The 20,436-nt window shown below is 42.3% G+C and carries 18 protein-coding genes and 1 pseudogene; 16 read left to right on the top strand and 3 right to left on the bottom strand.

The window, feature by feature from the left end; translation table 11 throughout:
• Positions 1–97: 97 nt before the first annotated feature.
• On the bottom strand, positions 98–925 hold the full coding sequence (locus GT508_RS13575) for a helix-turn-helix domain-containing protein (protein ID WP_055149782.1): 828 nt from the start codon (positions 923–925) through the stop codon (positions 98–100).
• Positions 925–1,134: a helix-turn-helix domain-containing protein gene (locus GT508_RS13570; protein WP_015538080.1), complete on the bottom strand. Its 210-nt coding sequence runs from the start codon at positions 1,132–1,134 to the stop codon at positions 925–927. The genes GT508_RS13575 and GT508_RS13570 overlap by 1 nt, the downstream gene beginning before the upstream one ends.
• A 192-nt stretch (positions 1,135–1,326) precedes the next feature.
• On the opposite strand from GT508_RS13570, the gene GT508_RS13565 reads away from it, so the two are divergent.
• The 13 genes and pseudogenes from GT508_RS13565 to GT508_RS13510 all read left to right on the top strand — a co-directional run bounded on the left by GT508_RS13565 (position 1,327) and on the right by GT508_RS13510 (position 15,213).
• Positions 1,327–1,983 (top strand): CHC2 zinc finger domain-containing protein, encoded by a 657-nt coding sequence (locus tag GT508_RS13565; protein WP_330416281.1) that lies wholly within the window; start codon positions 1,327–1,329, stop codon positions 1,981–1,983.
• Positions 1,958–3,331 carry a DNA primase family protein gene (locus tag GT508_RS13560; protein ID WP_015538078.1) on the top strand — a complete coding sequence of 458 codons (1,374 nt, stop codon included), beginning with the start codon at positions 1,958–1,960 and terminating at the stop codon, positions 3,329–3,331. The genes GT508_RS13565 and GT508_RS13560 overlap by 26 nt, the downstream gene beginning before the upstream one ends.
• A 349-nt stretch (positions 3,332–3,680) precedes the next feature.
• On the top strand, positions 3,681–4,949 hold the full coding sequence (locus tag GT508_RS13555; protein WP_015538077.1) for a plasmid recombination protein: 1,269 nt from the start codon (positions 3,681–3,683) through the stop codon (positions 4,947–4,949).
• Positions 4,939–5,103 carry a hypothetical protein gene (locus GT508_RS14480; RefSeq protein ID WP_165852585.1) on the top strand — a complete coding sequence of 55 codons (165 nt, stop codon included), beginning with the start codon at positions 4,939–4,941 and terminating at the stop codon, positions 5,101–5,103. The genes GT508_RS13555 and GT508_RS14480 overlap by 11 nt, the downstream gene beginning before the upstream one ends.
• A 136-nt stretch (positions 5,104–5,239) precedes the next feature.
• Positions 5,240–6,229, top strand: coding sequence for a virulence RhuM family protein (locus GT508_RS13550; RefSeq protein WP_155220044.1), 990 nt, complete (start codon positions 5,240–5,242; stop codon positions 6,227–6,229).
• A gap of 55 nt (positions 6,230–6,284) precedes the next feature.
• The gene (locus tag GT508_RS13545; RefSeq protein WP_161144456.1) at positions 6,285–7,958 is read left to right on the top strand and encodes a recombinase family protein; all 1,674 of its coding nucleotides are present in this window, start codon (positions 6,285–6,287) and stop codon (positions 7,956–7,958) included.
• 364 nt (positions 7,959–8,322) lie between these two features.
• Positions 8,323–8,601, top strand: coding sequence for a helix-turn-helix domain-containing protein (locus GT508_RS13540; protein WP_055283868.1), 279 nt, complete (start codon positions 8,323–8,325; stop codon positions 8,599–8,601).
• An 80-nt stretch (positions 8,602–8,681) separates the two neighbouring features.
• Positions 8,682–9,731, top strand: coding sequence for an ORF6N domain-containing protein (locus GT508_RS13535; RefSeq protein ID WP_161144455.1), 1,050 nt, complete (start codon positions 8,682–8,684; stop codon positions 9,729–9,731).
• A gap of 15 nt (positions 9,732–9,746) precedes the next feature.
• Positions 9,747–10,071, top strand: a pseudogene (locus tag GT508_RS13530) (recombinase family protein); the annotation flags it as partial.
• A gap of 157 nt (positions 10,072–10,228) precedes the next feature.
• A complete protein-coding gene (locus GT508_RS13525) occupies positions 10,229–11,551 on the top strand; it encodes an MATE family efflux transporter (protein ID WP_118724473.1) in 1,323 nt (440 codons plus the stop codon).
• An 8-nt stretch (positions 11,552–11,559) separates the two neighbouring features.
• Positions 11,560–12,411 carry an AraC family transcriptional regulator gene (locus GT508_RS13520; RefSeq protein WP_161144454.1) on the top strand — a complete coding sequence of 284 codons (852 nt, stop codon included), beginning with the start codon at positions 11,560–11,562 and terminating at the stop codon, positions 12,409–12,411.
• A gap of 76 nt (positions 12,412–12,487) precedes the next feature.
• The gene (locus GT508_RS13515; RefSeq protein ID WP_161144458.1) at positions 12,488–14,134 is read left to right on the top strand and encodes a glycoside hydrolase family 13 protein; all 1,647 of its coding nucleotides are present in this window, start codon (positions 12,488–12,490) and stop codon (positions 14,132–14,134) included.
• Between the two features lie 143 nt (positions 14,135–14,277).
• On the top strand, positions 14,278–15,213 hold the full coding sequence (locus GT508_RS13510) for an exonuclease domain-containing protein (RefSeq protein ID WP_161144453.1): 936 nt from the start codon (positions 14,278–14,280) through the stop codon (positions 15,211–15,213).
• Between the two features lie 92 nt (positions 15,214–15,305).
• Here GT508_RS13510 and GT508_RS13505 read toward each other — a convergent pair whose 3' ends face one another.
• Complete coding sequence (locus tag GT508_RS13505) at positions 15,306–16,178, bottom strand: LysR family transcriptional regulator (protein WP_161144452.1); 873 nt, start codon at positions 16,176–16,178, stop codon at positions 15,306–15,308.
• Positions 16,179–16,352: 174 nt separating this feature from the next.
• On the opposite strand from GT508_RS13505, the gene GT508_RS13500 reads away from it, so the two are divergent.
• From GT508_RS13500 to GT508_RS13490, 3 genes are all read left to right on the top strand, one after another.
• Positions 16,353–17,630: an L-cysteine desulfidase family protein gene (locus GT508_RS13500; protein ID WP_161144451.1), complete on the top strand. Its 1,278-nt coding sequence runs from the start codon at positions 16,353–16,355 to the stop codon at positions 17,628–17,630.
• A gap of 16 nt (positions 17,631–17,646) precedes the next feature.
• A complete protein-coding gene (locus tag GT508_RS13495; RefSeq protein ID WP_192934830.1) occupies positions 17,647–18,591 on the top strand; it encodes a DMT family transporter in 945 nt (314 codons plus the stop codon).
• Between the two features lie 246 nt (positions 18,592–18,837).
• Entirely contained in the window at positions 18,838–20,334 is a 1,497-nt protein-coding gene (locus GT508_RS13490; protein ID WP_161144450.1) for an alanine/glycine:cation symporter family protein, read from the top strand.
• Positions 20,335–20,436 lie beyond the last annotated feature (102 nt).

Below are 20,436 nucleotides of genomic sequence, written 5' to 3'. Positions count from 1 at the left end.
CTCGTATGCCGTCTTTCGGATAAACCGCAGATTGTTCTCTACAAGGGCGTTTTCTGCCCATTTGTCACCGCTCTGCGCCGCAATACAGAGCTGCTCGTTAGTTATCTTGTCCATCATCTTCCGGCAGCACCATCGTCTGCATCAGCCCCAGCAAGGCTTTGTTAAAGTTGTCCAGAGCTTCCTGATTGACTCCATCGACACCGGAAATGCTGCCTGTAATAGCATCAACAACTGCTTCCGGCGTGATGGTCGGATTCTGCATATCCTGCCCCTTGGTCAGCTCGGCAAACATCTTTTCGGTGGCTTCCTTGCTGATTGCCTTGGCTGCGACCAAATCGCTGCCTGCTTCTTTCTTGATTTCCTTAACCACCGTCATAAAGGTGTTTTGAATCGTGGTCTGGTCTGCCTGATAAGCGGGAATTTTCATGGCATTAGCGGTTCGGGCTGCCTGTACTGCTTCGGGAGCTTGGTTCTGTCCCAACAGCAGAGAGCCAACGGTAGCAAACATCTGGTTTTGTGCGGCATATCCTCTTGCAAGGGTATCATCCATATACTGTGCAATCATATAAGTAACCATGGCAAAGCGGGGATTTTCCAGCAGACGGTTGACTACATCATTGTTGACCTTTCCGGTATAAAGATTCTTTGCAGCTTCAACAGATAATCCCAGTTCTGAAATATCGTAGTTCTTTTTATCCGGGATTACGGTCGTACCCAAGATAAAGTCCGTGGACACATTGAACACTCTGGCGATGCGGATAACGCTTTCTTCGCTCAGCTTTTCGGTCTTTCCGCTAAGGAAGCGGCTGATGGTGCTTTCATTCACATCAATCCGAAGTGCCAGTTCTCGCTGGGTCATCTTGCGTTCTCTCATTACATCAACGATTCTTTTCCGAACATCGGCGGGTAAATAAGTATCAGCCATTATGCTTCCTCCCCTCTGTCTGTTTTCTGTTTGATATATTTTCCGCTTTTAATGCGGGCATCTGTCGGCTTTTCAGCGTCCTCCGGGATGATCCAGCGGCTTCCTGCCCGCTGTGCGCCCGGTATGCGGTCATTGTTGCAGAGGATACCAACTCTTCGGGGAGAGATACCCCATTTCTCGGCAACTTCAAATGTAGACAGGTATTTCATTTCTGTATCATCCCTCCTGATTCATATTAACTTCAATTATATTCTATTTACGGAACAATATCAACCAACTTTGTGTGAACACTGCCGTCTCGAAACTTGCATTTTTTCAAGTTTTCGGGGCGGCTTTTTGCTTTGCTTGCGGAAGTGCCTGATTTTTCGGTTGAAAGCGTTTTTCTGCGTATATTCAGGCAGATGAAAAAATCATCGAGAAAAATCAAGGAGGTTATGCAAATGAACATTTTTGAAACAGTCAAGGCGGCGGTCACGGTTAGGCAAGCCGCCGAACACTACGGGCTGAAAATCAATCGCTCCGGGATGATTTGCTGCCCTTTCCACGATGACAGACACCCCAGCTTGAAGCTGAACGAGGATTACTTCTATTGCTTCGGCTGCGGTGCCAAGGGAGATGTGATTGACTTTGTGGCAAGGCTGCTTGACCTGTCTGCCTATGAAGCAGCGCAGAGACTGGCTGCGGATTTCGGACTGGACAGGCCGCCGTCCGTGGTGGCACAGGTAAAGAAGTACCGTCCCCGTGTGAATCAGTCGAAACAGGACGAGCTTTTCTGCATGAATGTGCTGTCCGGGTATCTTCATCTTTTGGAGGACTGGAAAGAGCGATATGCTCCCGAAGCACCGGAGGACGAGCCGGATGAGAGGTTCGTGGAAGCTTGCCACAAGCTGGAATATGTGGAGTATCTGAACGATTTGCTCCTTATGAGCGATCAGGAAGAAAGGACTGATACCGTCAAGGAACTTTTGACAGACGGAACGATTGCAAGAATGCAAACACGACTGGACGAGCAGAAAAAGGAGGTGCGCTGCCATGTCAGAGAACAGGAAATTGCTTGAGATGAATGTGCCGATGTGGTTTGACGGCAAGAGTATCAATGAAGCTCTGTTTTGTGAAGATTTTCTGAGAACCCGTCAGATTATCTTTGCAAACGGAGCTTTTTTCACACCTGATGGTCGAGTGACGGACGACCTGCCGCTTCGTGGCGAAATCTTTGAAGAATTGAAATATTGTGCCGTGAACAACATTCCCCGCAAAATCAGCAACATCATTGAGATTATGAAGCTGGCGGCTCATGTGGAGGACTTCCCGCCGGAGCAGGACAGGATTCATCTGGCAAACGGTACGCTCATGCTGGACGGCACTTTTACAGAGGGGAAGCCGGATATTGTGAGAAACAGGCTCCCGGTTTTCTATCGCCCGGATACTCCGAAACCTGTGCTGTGGCTTTCCTTTCTGAATGGTCTGCTTTACCCGGAGGACATCCCTACCTTGCAGGAATTTATCGGCTATTGCCTGATTCCCTCCAATAAAGGACAGAGGATGATGGTCATTAAGGGCAATGGCGGCGAGGGTAAATCCCAAATCGGTGCGGTGCTGGGGCAAATGCTGGGCAGTTCCATGAAGGACGGAAGCATTGGTAAAATCTCTGAGAACCGATTTGCCCGTGCCGATCTGGAGCATATCCTCCTATGCGTGGATGATGATATGCGAATGGAAGCCTTGCGCCAGACCAATTATGTGAAATCCATTGTGACAGCTCAAGGGAAAATGGATTTGGAGCGCAAGGGCAAACAGAGCTATCAGGGCTGGATGTTCGCCCGTCTGCTGGCTTTCTCCAACGGAGATTTACAGGCATTGTATGACCGAAGTGACGGTTTCTACCGCAGACAGCTTGTGCTGACCACAAAGGAAAAGCCTGCCGGAAGAATGGATGACCCTGACCTCGCCCAGAAGATGAAAGCTGAGGTGGAGGGCATTTTCCTCTGGGCGTTTGAGGGATTGCAGCGTCTGGTTGCCAACAATTTCAAATTCACGGAAAGTGAGCGCACCAAAACCAACCGAGAGTCCGTCAAGCGTGACAACAACAATATTTTCGACTTCATGGAGTCTGAGGGCTATATCCGGCTGAAAGCGGATGCTTCCATCAGCTCCAAGGAGCTGTACGAAATTTATCGGATGTGGTGTGAGGAAAATTCTCTGCCGCCCCTGAAATCCCGCAGCTTTAGTGACAGTGTGGTGGCAAATTTAAGTCGCTACAATCTGGAACACACCAACAAAATCACAAACTCTGCCGGGCGCAGGGTGTGGGGATTCATGGGAATTGAAGCCGTAGCCCGTCCGAATATAAATGGGTTTTACGACGTTTCGCCGTGTACGTACGTACCGGAGGAATGGCGGGATTGATTTTTTGGTACGTACGTACACAGCGTACGAGCGTAAATCACTCCTGTATAAAACCTTCGTGACGTACCCAAATGACAGGAAAAAGTCAGTCTTTTTTCTGTCAACGGACGGGGCGGTTTCGCAAAACAGCAGCCGTCCGTGCCGGACATTGGAAAGAGGAGCAGACAACTTTCTGATGTTCGGCAGAGGTCGCCGCAGCGACCGCATTACCCTCGGAGAGCCCCTCGGGAGAGCCCACGGCACTTTGCAGCCAGTATGGATGAAAGTGTCATAGTGGGTTATTACACTTCCGCAGAAGTGCCTCTCCAAAGCTACCTGTCTGCAAATCCCAAAGAAAGGAAGGAAAAATATGGCAAGAAATGACGGAGTTGACCGTACCTGTGCAAGAAATATGGATGTCACAGATAATGACATCGGAGATGCACAGGCACACAATGAGCGTGAAAAAGAAATATACAGTAACGAAGATATTATCCCGGAAAGAAGTTCCCTCAACGTACACTTCAAAGAACCTACCGGGAGCTACGCTGAAATGTTTGAGCAGATGAAAGCTGACAACATCATTTCCACCAGAGGTCTGAAGGCGGATGCCGTCCATTTCAACGAAATGGTCTTTGATGTGAACTCTGCGTACTTCGACAATCACGGCGGTTATGAATACGCCAGACAGTTTTATGAGGAAGCCTATAAATCCGCTGTGGAGATTGTTGGCGGTGAACAGTATATCCTCTCGGCAGTCATGCACGCTGACGAGATTAACCGGGCGATGTCCGAAGCACTTGGCAAGGACGTGTTCCATTATCATCTTCATGTGGTCTATGTCCCTGTGGTGGAGAAACAGATTTTGTGGTCGAAACGCTGCAAGGATGAAGCTCTCAGAGGAACGGTAAAGGAAACCATTATGCAGGTCAGCCGCAGTAAAAAGTGGCTGTCCAAACCTGCTGTGGACAAAGATGGAAAACCAATTCTGCAAGTCAATGGTAAGCCTGTTCTCCGAAAATCCTATTCTGTTTTACAGGATGATTTTTTTCAGCACATGAGAGCTGCCGGATATACCGATGTGGAACGTGGAGAGCGTGACAGCACCGAGGAACATCTGACTGTGACCCAGTTTAAGGTGGCAAAGGAAAAGCAGCGACTGGAAGCTGTGACGGCGGAACTGAACCAGAAAGAAGCACAGCTTGACGATACTACACAGGCTGCGGAGAAGAAAAAGCAGGAGCTTAAATCCCTGCAAGCACAGACTAAGGCGGCAACCGGAATAGCGGTGACGGTTCAGGAGCTGGAGTCGATGGGTAAGAAATCTTTTACCGGGAACATCGTCTTGACACCCGATGAATGCCGTACTCTCAAAAATTATGCTGTCAGCAGCTTTGCTGAAAAAGCGGAGAAATTAAAATACCAGCAGAAATATGAAACAGCCAAGAAAGATGCTGGGGTATGGAAAAAACGATATGAGAAACTTCTGGAACAGGCTCAGCCGTATCTGGATGCTGTCAAGCTCGCACCTGAAAGGGTACGGGCTTTTCTTAATGCCGTTTTGACCAGAGGAAAAGAGAAACAGGACATTCCGCAGGAACGTGGACGAAAAAGAAAGGAGAGCACTATTGACAGATAAATGGAATGGTTTTGCCGATTTACTTGCAAATTTAATAGAAAAATATGCGGCGGTTCTGGATATTGATAATCTTCCAGAGCCGCCGTCTTGTTTGGAGGAAGAAAACACATCTGAAGAACCCAGTGACACTATTGAATTGATGGAAAAGCAATGATATAATAGTCGTGGAATAAGTGTCCAAACTCTATGCGAGAGCTACTGTTCTCAACGCATAGAGCTACATAGAATAAAAGCGCAATACCCCGTTGCACAATTAGAAATGAGGTGTTCCGGTGAACAATTATGATGATATGAATCAAAAATCCAATATGATTATTTACACAACAGAAGATGGATTGACAAAAATTGAAACCACATTTGATGAGGATACCGTGTGGTTATCCATTGACCAGATGGCAGAGTTGTTCCAGAGAGATAAATCTACTATTTCAAGACATATAAAAAATGTATTTTCCGAAGGCGAGCTGCAGCGAGAGTCAGTTGTTGCAAATTTTGCAACAACTGCGGCAGATGGAAAAACCTATCAGGTTGACTACTATAATCTTGATGTTATCATTTCTGTCGGCTATCGTGTAAAATCCAAGCGTGGCACACAGTTCAGAATCTGGGCAACTAACATTCTCAAAGAATACATGAAAAAAGGTTTTGCTTTGGATGATGAACGATTGAAAAATCTGGGCGGCGGTGGATATTTCAAGGAACTGCTTGAAAGAATCAGAGACATCCGTGCATCGGAAAAGGTGTTTTATCGTCAGGTGCTTGAAATCTATGCCACCAGCATTGACTACGACCCGAAAGCGGAAATCTCTATCCGTTTTTTCAAAAAGGTTCAGAATAAAATTCATTATGCCATTCACGGACAGACTGCGGCAGAAGTGATTTATACAAGAGCGGATGCGGAAAAAGAGTTCATGGGACTTACCACCTTTGCCGGTAATCAGCCGACACTCAAAGAAGCGATTGTTGCGAAAAACTATCTGAATGAGAAAGAGCTTCGTGCTATGGGACAACTTGTATCCGGGTATCTGGATTTTGCGGAACGTCAGGCAGAGCGTGAACAGGCAATGACGATGCAGGACTGGGCAGAGCATCTGGATCGCATTCTTACCATGAGTGGAGAGCAGCTTTTAATTGGAAATGGAAGCATTACTCATAAGCAGGCTGTTGATAAAGCGACTGGAGAATATCGAAAATATAAGACAAGAACGCTCAGCGACGTGGAAAATGATTATTTAAATTCGATAAAGATGTTGGAACAGAAAACTGACGGCAAAAAATAACAGACGATGAAAGCTGAATTATGCCACAGGCTGTGGCACAAATGAGGATGGCGATATGAAAGAAAAAACAAAAGTATATATTTATACGAGAGTATCTACTGCCGTTCAGGTAGACGGTTACTCCTTGGATGCTCAGAAATCAAGAATGAAAGCCTATGCTGAGTTCAACGATTTTGAAATCGTCGGTGAATATGAGGATGCCGGTAAATCGGGAAAGTCCATTGAGGGCAGATTGGAATTTAACCGCATGATGGAGGATATCAAGTCCGGTAAAGATGGCGTGTCCTATGTGCTGGTGTTCAAGTTATCACGTTTTGGCAGAAATGCGGCAGATGTGCTGTCTACCTTACAGGTGATGCAAGATTTCGATGTCAATCTGATTTGTGTGGAGGATGGCATTGATTCTTCCAAAGATGCCGGTAAGCTGATGATTTCCGTGCTTTCTGCGGTTGCCGAGATTGAGCGTGAGAATATCCGTGTTCAGACGATGGAAGGCAGAATCCAGAAAGCTCGTGAGGGTAAATGGAACGGTGGTTTTGCTCCCTACGGATACAAATTGGAAAAAGGTATGCTGTATATCAACGAGGAAGAAGCCGAGGCAATCCGCATTATCTTTGACCAGTATGTGCATACCGATATAGGAGCTAACGGACTTGCGAAATACCTTGCCAATCACGGTATCAACAAAATTCAGCGGCAGAATGGAAAAAATCCTCTGTTTGATGCAGCCCTGATTCGCAGAATTTTGAAAAATCCCGTTTACTGTGGTAAAATTGCTTACGGCAGGAGAAGAACAGAAAAGGTACATGGAACTCGCAATGATTACCGACTTGTGGAGCAGGAAAATTATCTGTTAGTTGACGGTCTGCATGAAGCCATTGTATCAGAAGGACTCTGGCATGAAGCCCAAGTAAAACTTCTTGCTCAGGCGAAGAAGTATGAAAAGGTCAACAACGGTAAAGACAACAAGGTACACCTGCTGACCGGATTACTTAAATGTCCTATTTGCGGAGCCGGAATGTACGGCAACAAAAGCATCAAGCACAAGCCGGACGGCACGAAATATAAGGATTTCTTCTATTATGGCTGCAAACACCGCACTATGACCCGTGGTCATAAGTGTGAATACAAGAAGCAAATCAATGAGGAATTGCTGGACGGTGCTGTTGCAGAGGTTATTATCAAACTGGTCAGCAATCCGAAGTTTGCGGCGATGATGCAGCAAAAAATCAATATGAAGATAGATACATCCGCCATTGAACAGGAGATTGCCAATTATGAAAAACAGCTTCGTCAGAGCTATGCTACGAAGTCCCGTTTGATTGATGAGATTGATACCCTTGACCCAGATGATAAGCACTACATCAAGCGTAAAGCAGACCTTGATGATCGCCTTTATAAAATGTATGATAAGATAGAGGATACGGAGAATCTGTTGATTGAAGCCAGAGCAAAGAAAATGGCAATAGAAGCAGAAAAACTCACTGCTGACAATATCTACAAAGTGCTGATTTATTTTGAAAAGCTGTACGCTGTCATGGACGAGCAGGAGAAGCGACAGATTATGGAATCGCTGATTTCTGAAATCCATATCTATGAGGAACGACAGCCAAACGGTCAGTGGCTCAAATCCATCAAATTCAAGCTTCCGATTATTGAGGAAGATATGGAAATGAGTTTGGACAGTGATACACATGTCGAAACTGTGTGCTTATTATCACGGAAATAGGCGGTTTTATAGGTGTGGTTCAGTCTATTTGCCACCCATTTGCCACCGCAATTTTTAAAATCATTACTGAACAAAGAAAAGGGAGTGAACACGCTGAACAATCAGCGGATTCACTCCCAATATTTTATTTATGACGTTTTTGCTTGTGTTGTTTTTTCAAAGAGATCAACAGAACGTCCAACCATCTTTTCAGTATCATGCACGTAGGTCTGCAATGTTAGCCTGTAAACGATATCAGCGGTATTTCGATTGTATGAAAGATATTGTAAAAAATGACGCAACATGACATAATCGGATTGACTAAAGAAACACAGATATATATAATATAGACAAAATGAAAATGACATGAACGGAGGACAGGATAATGGAGAAATCTGTAACACTTGAAGAGGCGTTAAAAAGAATTGAGGAGTTGGAAAAAGAGAATGCAGAACTTCGGGAGGAATTGGAGTATTACAGAAATCGTAAATTAAGCGGGCGGCAGAAACATAACGCCAAATGGATGGCAATTTATAATGATTTTGTCATTGGATATGAGAGTGGTATGACGATGATAGAAATTGCGAAGCGGAACAATGTCAGTGAGCGGACGATTTATAGGTATAAAGCGTATTATGACAAAATGAAGAAAAAAGAGGAATAGACCATTTTACTGACGTCAGCAATATGTAATATGAGAGTTGCGGACAATTTTTTTGACCGCCAAATGGATGGAGGAGTTCTATGGCAGAAGATAAAAAGAAAGAAATCGATGTTGCAGTAATAGAAGTAACAGAAGAATATCTAAAAGAAAAACTGTATAAAATTAGGGGTAAAAGGGTATTGCTTGATGCTGATTTAGCAGAGATATATGGCTATGATACGAAGGGATTTAATAGACAGGTAAAAAATAATATTGAAAAATTTGATGAAGATTTTATGTTTGAATTGACAGATGAGGAATTAGAAGATTTGCGGTACAAAAATTGTACCGCAAATATAAGTTCAAAAAGTCGTTATAATCCTCATGTATTTACAGAGCAAGGATTATATATGTTGATGACTGTCTTGAAAGGACCGTTGGCTGTTAAGCAGAGCAAGGCATTAATAAGAACCTTTAAGAAAATGAAAGATTACATATTAGAAAATCGTGATCTTATAGGTCAGCGGGAAATTCTTCAGTTAAGCATGGAAACTGCTAACAACAAAATAGAAATTAACAAAATCAACTCAGATATGATATCTCTTGAAAAGCAGATTTCAGATGTTGCAGAAGGCTTGAAGGATGTTGTGACTAAATCCGAGTTGGCGGATATGATGAACAGCTTTGTTTCAGATGATGATGAAAAGTGGCTCATGTTTAATGCAAAATTTAGTAGTGCAGATGAGGTATATGAGTCCATCTATAAGCAGGCAAAGTTGTCAATATATGTCGTTGACAATTATATTGGATTAAGAACGCTGGTACATCTTAAAAATTCTCCTACAGGAGTAAATATTACCTTATTCAGCGATAATGTTGGCAATAATAAACTTCATAATATAGAATTTACGGATTTTTGCAAAGAATATCCATCCGTAAAAATATCAATGAAAAAGACAGGCGGTATATTTCATGATCGATTTATAGTGTTGGATTATGGAACTGATGATGAAAGAGTTTTCTTATGTGGTGCTTCATCAAAGGATGCAGGCGCTAGAATAACCAGTATTGTTGAAGATTATGGAATATCTAAATATGCCCCGGTTATTGCCACACTGTTAAAAAACCCGACGTTGATTTTACCACAATAGAGGGAAGTGAATGTATTGGAAAAGAAAACAAAATGCTATATATATACTCGTGTATCAACAGCAATTCAGGTTGAGGGTTACAGCTTGGAGGCACAGAAGGACAAACTTAGGAAATATGCAGAATTTTGGTGTGAATCTGATTTGTGTAGAGGATGGAATTGATTCATCTAAAGATGCCGGGAAGCTAATGATATCTGTTCTGTCAGCAGTGGCAGAGATTGAACATGAGAACATTCGTGCTCAGACCATTAAGCGAGGTAAATACGGCGGAATATTCGCACATAAAGATATTGCTTTTGAATTTGCGTCTGCTATCAGTCCAGTGTTCAAGTTGTACTTAATAAAGGAGTTCCAGAGATTAAAGGAAGCGGTGTTGTTATATACGAGAGTATTGAGTAGAAATAGTGCAATTTTCACATGATATTATACAAGAATTACATAGAAATATATCGTATTATTGATATGGTATTCTTGAATTGTATGCGAGGAGAAAAACTATGGCAGCGGAAAGAAAAACATTAACACAGCTATCTGTGCCAATATGTTTAGAAACTTTATTTTATATGCTTTCAGGTATGGTTGATACGCTTATGCTATCATCTGTAAGTGATCAGGCTGTAGGAGCAGTGGGAACAGCAAATACATATATAGGTGTTTTTATTATTATGTTTGGAGTAATATCATCGGGTATGATAGCCGTTATGTCACAAAATATCGGAGCCGGAAGACCGGGGATAGCATATCAGGCAAGACAACTTGGACTTATATTCAACGCATTGATAGGTATCGTAATGTCTGTCGTTCTTGCTACTTTTTCTGGTGGGATACTTCGAATCGTAAGTATTGCTCCGGCTTTGCTTGAGCCGGCTGAAATATATCTTAGAATTGTTGGCGGTGCATGTTTTTTAAATGCACTGATTCCTATTTTCTCCAGTTATTTGAGAGTGTTTGGATATACAAAACATTCTTTGATAGGAACTGTTGTTGGAAATGTTCTCAATATAATACTTAATTCAGTATTTTTATTTGCATTCAACTGGGGTGTGATGGGAGTTGCTGTTGCCACGGTTATTTCGAGAGTTGTAAATCTTATTATTGTAGCCGGCATGGGGGCTGTACTTATAAAAGCAAAACAGAGTCCTGAGCGGATTACATCAAGAAAGATATTTGCACAGATTGTTAAGATTGGTTTTCCTTCTGCGCTTGAAACAGCACTTTACAACATCGCAATGACATTTATAGTGCGTTTTATGAATCAGATGGATGTGGACGGAATGAATGTTACAGCGCGTTCATATGCTGTACAGATTGCAAATTTCTCGTATTGCGTGGGAGCTGCCCTTGCTCAGGCAAATGCAATTATGACCGGCTGGAGAATTGGAGCAAAAGAGTTTGAGGAATGTAACAGGGGGACGAGAAAAGCTGCGATATATGGTATCATCACAGCGACATGCTTTTCCGTGACCTTTGCGTTTGCCGGACATTTTATCGTGCATATATTTACTGATGATTCACAGATGATAAATCTTGTGGTAAAGTTGTTAATAGTAGATATATTTCTTGAACTTGGAAGGGTAACAAACCTTGTATATGGGCAGGCGTTAAAAACGAGCGGAGACGCACTTTTTCCGGTTATATTAGGTGCGATATTTATGTATTTGTTTGCAGTTGGCGGAACCTATTTTCTCGGAATACACATGGGACTTCTGGCTGTAGGAGCATATATTGCTATGGCAGGTGACGAATGTGCGAGAGCTGTGGGAATGGTACTTAGATGGAAGAGTGGAAAATGGAAAAGTAAAGGTCTTGTAGAAGTATAGGAGAGATTATGTACTTTGAATTAAAGGAAAATAAACCACATGGTACAAAGGATGATCCGTTTAGTATATATCATATAAAAAATGAAGGACGATCATTTCAGATACCGGTTCATTGGCATGATGAACTGGAAATTATATATGTAAAAAGCGGTTTTTTGACGGTTAGTATATCAGGAGAAACTTATATTGGAACCCCCGGGAATGCTTTTGTAGTGTCGCCGGGCAATCTGCATTTTATGGGTTCACAGACTGGTACAGTGGATTATTTTACTTTCCTTTTTCCGTTAAAATACATATCTTTTTGTATAAATGACATGTTGGATGATAAATTACTGGAGCCGTTAAAAAATGGTCATCTGATGATAAGTCCAAGAGTAAAAGATACAGCAAAAGAACTATGTGAGCAGTTGGTTGAAATATATGTGGCAAAAAATAAGAAAACTGAGTCCATAATAACTGCTCAGATAAAGACAAAAATAATTCTTTTACAATTTATTCTTGAAATGTGGGAGAGGGGCTTTGTAATCGAAAATGATAAAAGCGGGAGAAATACGATAGAAAAAGAAATGATTTCATATATACAGCAGAATTTTATGGAAAAGATATCATTAAAAGAATTTAGTGAGCAGTTTCATCTTTCGGAAAAATATATATCGCGATATTTTAAGGAACATTTTCATATTACCCTTTCGCAATATATAACACATTTAAGGTTAGAGCATGCAAAACAGTTGTTACAAGATACGGATATTCCTGTTACAGAGATTGCAATGCAGAGTGGATATCAGAATGTAAGCTATTTTATCAGAAGCTTCAAAAAAACATATGGAGTTTCTCCGTTAAAATATAGAAAAAAATAAGCTAGGTATATGGTTAGAAAGGAGAGGATATCCCGGTAGAATCAGAAAATCTGCCGGAGAGATATCGAGAATGAGTATGGGAAATAAGAATAAATGGTGGAGAAATGCAGTTGTATATCAGATTTATCCGAAAAGCTTTCAAGATTCGGATGGAGATGGAATTGGTGATATTCCAGGAATTATCAGCAGACTGGATTATTTGAAAAAACTTGGAATAGATGCAATCTGGCTCTCACCAGTGTATCGTTCGCCACAGGATGACAATGGATACGATATTTCAGATTATCAGGATATTGAGCCGATGTTCGGAACAATGGAAGATATGGAACAGTTATTTGCGGAGGCAAAGAAACGCGGAATTCGAATTATGATGGATCTTGTGTTGAATCATACTTCTGATGAACACAGATGGTTTTTGGAGGCAAAGAAAAGTAAAGACAATCCGTATCATGATTATTATGTGTGGCGTGACGGAGAAGAGGGTATTTATCCAAATGATATGAATTCTGCGTTCGGAGGACCGGCATGGGAGTGGGTTCCAGAACTGGGGCAGTATTATTTTCATCAGTTTTCAGTGAAACAGCCGGATCTGAACTGGGAGAATCCGAAAGTGAGAAGAGAACTCTATGATATGATTCTCTGGTGGATGGAAAAAGGTGCAGGTGGATTTCGTCTGGATGTGATCGATCAGATTGCAAAAGAGCCAGATCTTAAGATTACAAATAATGGACCAAAGCTGCATGAATTTCTGCGTGAATTAAGCAGGGAAACATTTCAGAAGGGGGATATGATCACTGTTGGAGAAGCCTGGGGAGCAACACCGGAAATTGCAAAGAAATATAGCAATCCGGATGGAAGTGAATTTTCCATGGTTTTCCAGTTTGAGCATATTATGCTTGATCAGGAAGAAGGAAAGGAAAAATGGGATACTATTCCATTAAATATGGTTAAGCTGAAAAAATGCCTTGCGAAGTGGCAGAATACTTTATATCAGACAGGATGGAACAGCCTGTTCATGAATAACCATGATCTTCCCAGAATCGTGTCGCGCTGGGGAAATGACGGAAAATACAGAAAAGAGTCGGCAAAAATGCTGGCGACAATGCTTCATGGAATGCAGGGAACTCCTTACATTTATCAGGGAGAAGAGCTGGGAATGACGAATGTGCAGTTTGACAGCATTGAGGAATATGAAGATATTGAGACATTGAATATATACAAAGAGCGCCTGGAAAAAGGATATCAGCCAGAAGAAATCATGCAGTCTATCTACGCAAGAAGCCGTGATAATGCCCGCACTCCAATGCAGTGGAGCGGAGAGGAAAACGGAGGATTCACAACAGGAGAACCATGGTTTACCGTGAATCCAAATTATATCAGGATCAATGCCAAAGAGGCACTGGAAGATGAAAATTCGGTATTTTACTATTATCAGAAGCTGATTCGTTTAAGAAAAGAAAATCCAGTATTTGTGGATGGAAAATTTGACCTTCTTCTGCCGGAAGATGAGAAGATTTTTACCTATACGAGAACAGATGAGCATACAAAGATGCTGGTATGTGCAAACTTTACGGATGAGAAAGTTAGCTGCCCATTGCTTGATGAGTGGAAAGATGGGGAAGTCTGGATTCGGAATTATGAGGATGACAGAGAAGGAAATGTATTGCGTCCATATGAGGCAGTGATAATTGGAACTGCTGTGAATATTGTGAAAGCAGGATAGTTCCCGTTTGACAGAGTAATTGAGGAGTACAACATAACCGGAGAATCTTGGATAAAACTGAAGCAATAAAGATACTTGCAAAATCCCTTCACACCCTGTATCATTTCAAAAGGAACAAAACGAAATGACAAGGAGTGGTTTCATTGGCAAAGATCAGGAAAAAACCAAAGAAGAGCATAAATAAAAATATAAATAAAAAATCGTTCACACAAAGCACACCTAATATCGCAGAAAAACTCGACAACGAGATGGTTGCGTTCCTGGATACGGAATTCTTAACATCCCAGATAAAAGGAGGACCGCCGGCCAAGCTTGTGTCGGTTGGGTTTGTAGTCTGTGGAAAGAATTTTGAAGAAGTAACAAGATTTCATTCCTATATTTATGCAGAAGATAAATTGCATGACCGGTTCCAGGAGATGACCGGGATAGAGCGGAAAGATCTCTTAAGTGCCCCGGATTATGAACTTGTGATGGAAGAAGTCGCAGAGCAGCTGGAAGCGTGGGAAGTATCAAGGATCTATGTATGGGGACCGGATAAGTATGTGATACAGCGGGATCTTCTGGAATATCGTAAGGACATATCGAAACGGACCAGAAAGATCGTGAACAGAATCCTTCGTATGATCAAGGATATAGAAGGAACTTATTCGGCAAAGCTGGATCTGCAAAGTGCGGGGATTGGAAGTCTGAAGATCATCTGCGGACTCGGAACAGAAGTCAGCCACAATGCGCTGGACGATGCGGTAGATCTGAAAAATATCATCAGACACATTGATTTGAAAGGCTGTTCAGAGCATATGCTGCAGATTATGAAAAAGTATACATCGGAGAAAGAAGTATACTACAGGCTGCGCAGATTCCGTGAAAAATGGGATGATGTATCGGAAGGGATTCAGGAAAAGAGTCTTAGCCTGCTGAAAGAACTTGGAAAAGTGGATACGGTAGAAGCAAGAGCACTCCGGGATGATCTTTTGGTAATGTGTACCGGGGAAGCAATGGCATTTCCGACTTTAGAAGAATATATCCAAAAAGAGAATGCAAAAACAGGGAAAGTAATTCGTGATAAAAACGATAAATAGAGGAAATTGACAGATAATTTTAAGCAAAATTGCAGATTGACGGAAATCGGTAAAACAGTTTGAAGGGCAGGGAAACCTGCCCTTCTCCAATGTTACTGCACCAGCTGGAAGAATGCTTTCATCTCCCGTGTCAGAAGTTTGTCCTTGTGGTATACAATCTGCCGCCAGATATGCAGATCAAAATCACTGACCGGTATGGGGGTCAGGATCCCCTGTGCAATCAGATTCTGTACAGTAAACTGAGGAACAAAAGATAAAAATTCATTTTTCAACAGAAGCTGAATGATGAAGTCGGTACTGCTGGATTCCACCCGTGGATGGATTTCCTGACCATATGCAGCAAGATACTGATCCAGAATAAAACGGTAACTTGCATCTTTTTCGGTAAGTATAAAAGGTTCACTGATAATTTTATTTAATGTCAGAGGACTTTTTTTTGTGCAAGGATGATCCGGACTTGCAACGAAAATGATATTTTCCGATTCTTCTAAGATCTTGACCCACTTCGGATCGTACATACGTTTATCCATAAAATAGACGAGATCTACACAGGATTTATTCATCATATCAAGAAGAGCTTCCGGGGAATCTGTGATGATACTGATCTCAACCGCAGGGTGAAGTGCATGATATCTGGACAGGATATCCGGCAGAATAGAAGAACAGATCGACTCGATCGTTCCGATCCTGAGTGTGCCATTCAGATCCTGGGATCCGGAGAGTACATCTTTTGCTTCTTCAATCTCACTGGTGATGCGCAGAGCATACTGATAAAATACTTTTCCCTGATGTGTAAGGGAAATGTGTTTGCCGATCCGGTCAAAAAGCCGGGTGCCTAATTCGGATTCCAGCTGTTTGATCTGGATACTGACGGCAGCCTGTGTGTAACCGAGAACATCGGCGGCTTTTGAAAAGCTTTCCTGATTGGCAACATGTATAAATGTGTTTATTTCACGAAAATCCATAATTCCTCCGTTCTTCTTGCATAAAATATTTTTAATCATTTTATAAAAAAGTTAAATTTTACGAATCGTTTATTTGATGATACAGTGTCTAAGTGAGAAAAACAAGATAAAATGCGTTTTCAGGAAAAATTGTTTTATGGTATTATAGATAGAAGAAAGGAATACAAAAGAGAGATGGAAAAGACAAATCGAAAATATCAGGCGTACATACAGATTTTAAAAGAAGAATTACATCCTGCAATGGGATGTACGGAACCGATTGCGCTGGCTTATGCGGCAGCGGTAGCCAGAAGAGAACTCGGATGTCTGCCGGACAGAATTGTCATTGGGGCAAGTGGCAGTATTATTAAGAATGTAAAATCAGTGATCGTTCCGAATACTAATCATCTGAAAGGGATACCAGCCGCAGTATCCGCAGGAATCGTGGCAGGAGATCCGGACAAAGAACTGGAAGTAATTGCAGAGGCGACAGAGGAAGATTCGGCAAAAATCAAAGATTTCTTAGAGAATACACCAATCACTGTTGAACATCTGGATCAGGGTATCACATTTGACATTGTAGTCACGTTATATCACGGAGATGAGTATGCAAAAGTAAGGATTGCAAATTATCATACCAACATTGTGCTGATCGAGCACAATGGGGAAGTTGTAAAAGAATCAGAAGTCAAGGGTGAAGAAGAGGAAGGGCTTACAGACAGAAGTCTTTTAAATATGAAAGATATCTGGGACTTTATCAATACAGTAGACGTAGAAGAGATTAAAGAAGTTCTTGACAGACAGATGGAGTATAATTATACAATTGCAAAAGAAGGAATCCGCGGGGATTATGGTGCCAATATAGGAAAAGTACTTCTTGATATGGATGATGACAATGTAAAGACCCGGGCAAAAGCGATGGCGGCAGCAGGATCCGATGCCCGTATGAATGGCTGTGAACTGCCGGTTGTGATCAATTCCGGAAGTGGGAATCAGGGAATTACGGTATCGGTACCGGTCATGGTATATGCGGAGGAGTTGAACGTAGAAAAAGAAAAACTCTACCGTGCACTTGCACTTTCCAATCTGACAGCAATCCATGAGAAGACACCGATCGGTCGTCTGTCAGCATATTGCGGTGCGGTTAATGCGGGAGCAGGAGCGGGAGCAGGTATTGCCTACCTTTGCGGCGGAGGATATGAGGAAGTGATCCATACGGTTGTCAATGCACTGGCAATCGTATCAGGTATCGTCTGCGATGGCGCGAAAGCATCCTGTGCGGCAAAGATTGCATCGGCAGTAGATGCCGGAATCCTTGGATATAATATGTATATCCGTGGTCAGGAATTTTATGGCGGGGATGGAATCGTGACAAAAGGTGTAGAGGCGACATTGAGAAATGTCGGACGTCTCGGAAAAGAAGGTATGCGTGAGACGAATGAAGAAATCATTAAAATGATGATTGAAGATTAAGATAGGAAGTGATAGCTTGGGAAGCAGTGTATCCAAGGAACAGCTTTCGGACAGGCTGGACCGGAAAGAGATCGTAAGAGGAACTGCACTGACGATTACGGGTGGCTTTCTGTGGGGACTCGCCGGAGTATTTGGCAAATATTCGTTTGAATACAAAGGAGTGATGGCACCGTGGCTGGTTAATGTCCGGCTGATCATAGCAGGGATTATTTTGCTGATGAGAGCATATATGGTGCAGAAGAATGGAATCTTCCGTATCTGGAAAAATAAAAGACATGTGTTACGTATGCTGGTGTATGGAGTGATCGGTATTGCAGGATGTCAGATGACGTATTATATGGCGGTACAGGATTCAAATGCCGGAATTGCGACAGTCCTGCAATACACGGCACCGGTTATGATTATGGTCATTCTGGCAATCAGAAACCGGAAACTGCCTGAGGGAAATGAGATACTTGCGTTGGTATTGGCATTTGGAGGAACGGTTCTTCTGGCAACGCACGGCAATCTTACGCAATTGAGTGTGTCAAAGACAACATTAGTATTAGGGCTTGCTTCAGCAGTCGCAACGGTATTTTATAATCTCGTACCGGGTAATATGATGGATATCTATGGAACCTTTTCCATGGTCGGCTGGGGAATGCTGATCAGTGGAATCGGTCTGACACCATTTGTGCAGCCATGGACGATGACGGGAGATATCCTTTTGGACTGGCAGTGTATCGGCTGCATTGCAGTCGTGATCATATTTGGTACGGTAATGTCCTTTAGCTGTTATATGGAAGGGGTTCGTCTGATCGGAGGTTCCAAGGCAAGTCTGTTTGCATCGGTTGAGCCGCTGACAGCAACGGTGATGTCGGTACTCTTTATGCATGTGGCTTTTTCGGGAATGGATCTGGCAGGATTTGTCGGAATTATAGCGGGTGTGATCATCTTGTCGCTGCCAAAAAAGAAAAAATGATACAAGAAGATATAAAAAGATTACAGAAAGTCCTGTCGGGAGAGTAATATTCCCGAGAGGACTTTTTGTCTTAAAATTAACAAGGGAAACAATGCATGAATGCATAAAAATTAATAATATAATACATAAATGCGTAAAAATAAACAAAAAAATTCCAAAAACATATCTGCAATTGTGAATAATTTGTTGATTTTTTGAAAATATTGTGATAAAATTAACAAATCAAAAGGATATGGAGGATATCATATGTTAAACAGTTTAAACAACGTTGTGAATTTCCTGAATAGTTACATCTGGGGCGTTGGAATGCTGATACTGATTGTAGGAAGTGGGTTATATTTTACAATCAGATTACACGGTTTCCAGTTTGTACATTTTAAGGATATGTGGAGCAGAATCATCGATAAGCAGGATTCTGATTCGGGAATTTCAGCATTTGGTTCATTTTGTACGACCATGGCAATGCGTGTCGGTACAGGTAACGTAGCCGGAGTTGCAGTGGCGATTTACATGGGCGGTCCGGGAGCATTGTTCTGGATGATTCTTGCAGGTATGACCAACTCGGCAGTATGTTTCGCAGAGTGTACGTTGTCAGTTCTTTATAAAACAAGAATTGACGGACAGTATCGTGGCGGAGGAGCTTACTGTGCGGAGAGAGGACTTGGCTGGAAGAAATATGGTGCATTCATGGCCATGATTCTGATGATCGGAACTTCTGTATTTATGCCTGCAGCAGCTACATATACAATCTGTGACGGATTTCACAATGCGATCAAGATTCCAATGTGGGTAAGTGCATTAGTGATTGCCCTGATTCTTGCGGTTGTGGTTATCGGTGGTGTGAAACGTATCAGCGCAATTGCATCTATGATTGTACCATTTATGGTAACTGTATATCTGATCGCAGCAATTGTAATCATTGTAATGAATATTACAGCAGTACCTGGACTGATCAAAGAAGTTGTAACGGCAGCATTTGCCAAGAATGCAGTTTTCGGTGGAACAATCGGTGTGATCATCCAACAGGGTGTTAAGCGAGGTACATTCTCAAGTGCATCCGGTATGGGTGAAGCTTCTCCTACAGCCGCAGCAGCAGAGACAAGTCATCCGGTAAAACAGGGTATGGCGAATGCAGCAGGTGTATGGCTTGACACGGTTATCATCTGTACCGCATCGGGACTGATGATCCTGTTAACAGACTGCTTCAACACAGCGAATGGATATGTTGGTAGTGGTTCGGCAGAACTTCCTGCACTTGCAGCAGCAGGAACAAATGGAGTGATCTTTGTGCAGTTGGCATGTAAGACTGTTATGGGCAAGATTGCACCTACATTCATTGCGATCATGCTGGCACTGTTCTCATTCACTTGTCTGATCAGTTACTATTACGAAGCAGAGACAGCAGCTATGTACCTGTTCCAGGGTGATTCCAAAGCGAAAATACGTAAAGTTGTTACTTGGATCATGAGAATTGCAATGCCTGTTCTGATCTTTATCTGGGGTAATCTGGAATCAGATATCGCATGGAACTTATCGGATCTGGCACTTGGAAGCTGTACATGGGTAAATATGCTGATTGTTCTTTTGTTATCACCAAAGGTAATAGCACTTTACAAAGACTATGAATCACAGATGAAAGAAAAGAAAGATCCATACTATAATCCGGATAAACTTACATGGGATGGTGTAGACACAGAAATGTGGAAAGACATTAATAAGAAATATATTGAAAATGATAAATAAGTCATAAAAAATAACCCCTGGGAGATGGTATGCTCCCCGTCAAGAGGACAATAAAAAATAATAAATTTTTGTATCGTCAGCCATGCTATGGCTGGCGATATT

This window comes from Dorea sp. BIOML-A1 (assembly GCF_009875615.1).
GTDB classification, from domain to species: domain Bacteria; phylum Bacillota; class Clostridia; order Lachnospirales; family Lachnospiraceae; genus Dorea_A; species Dorea_A amylophila.
This window is presented reverse-complemented; position numbering and strand designations above follow the sequence as displayed.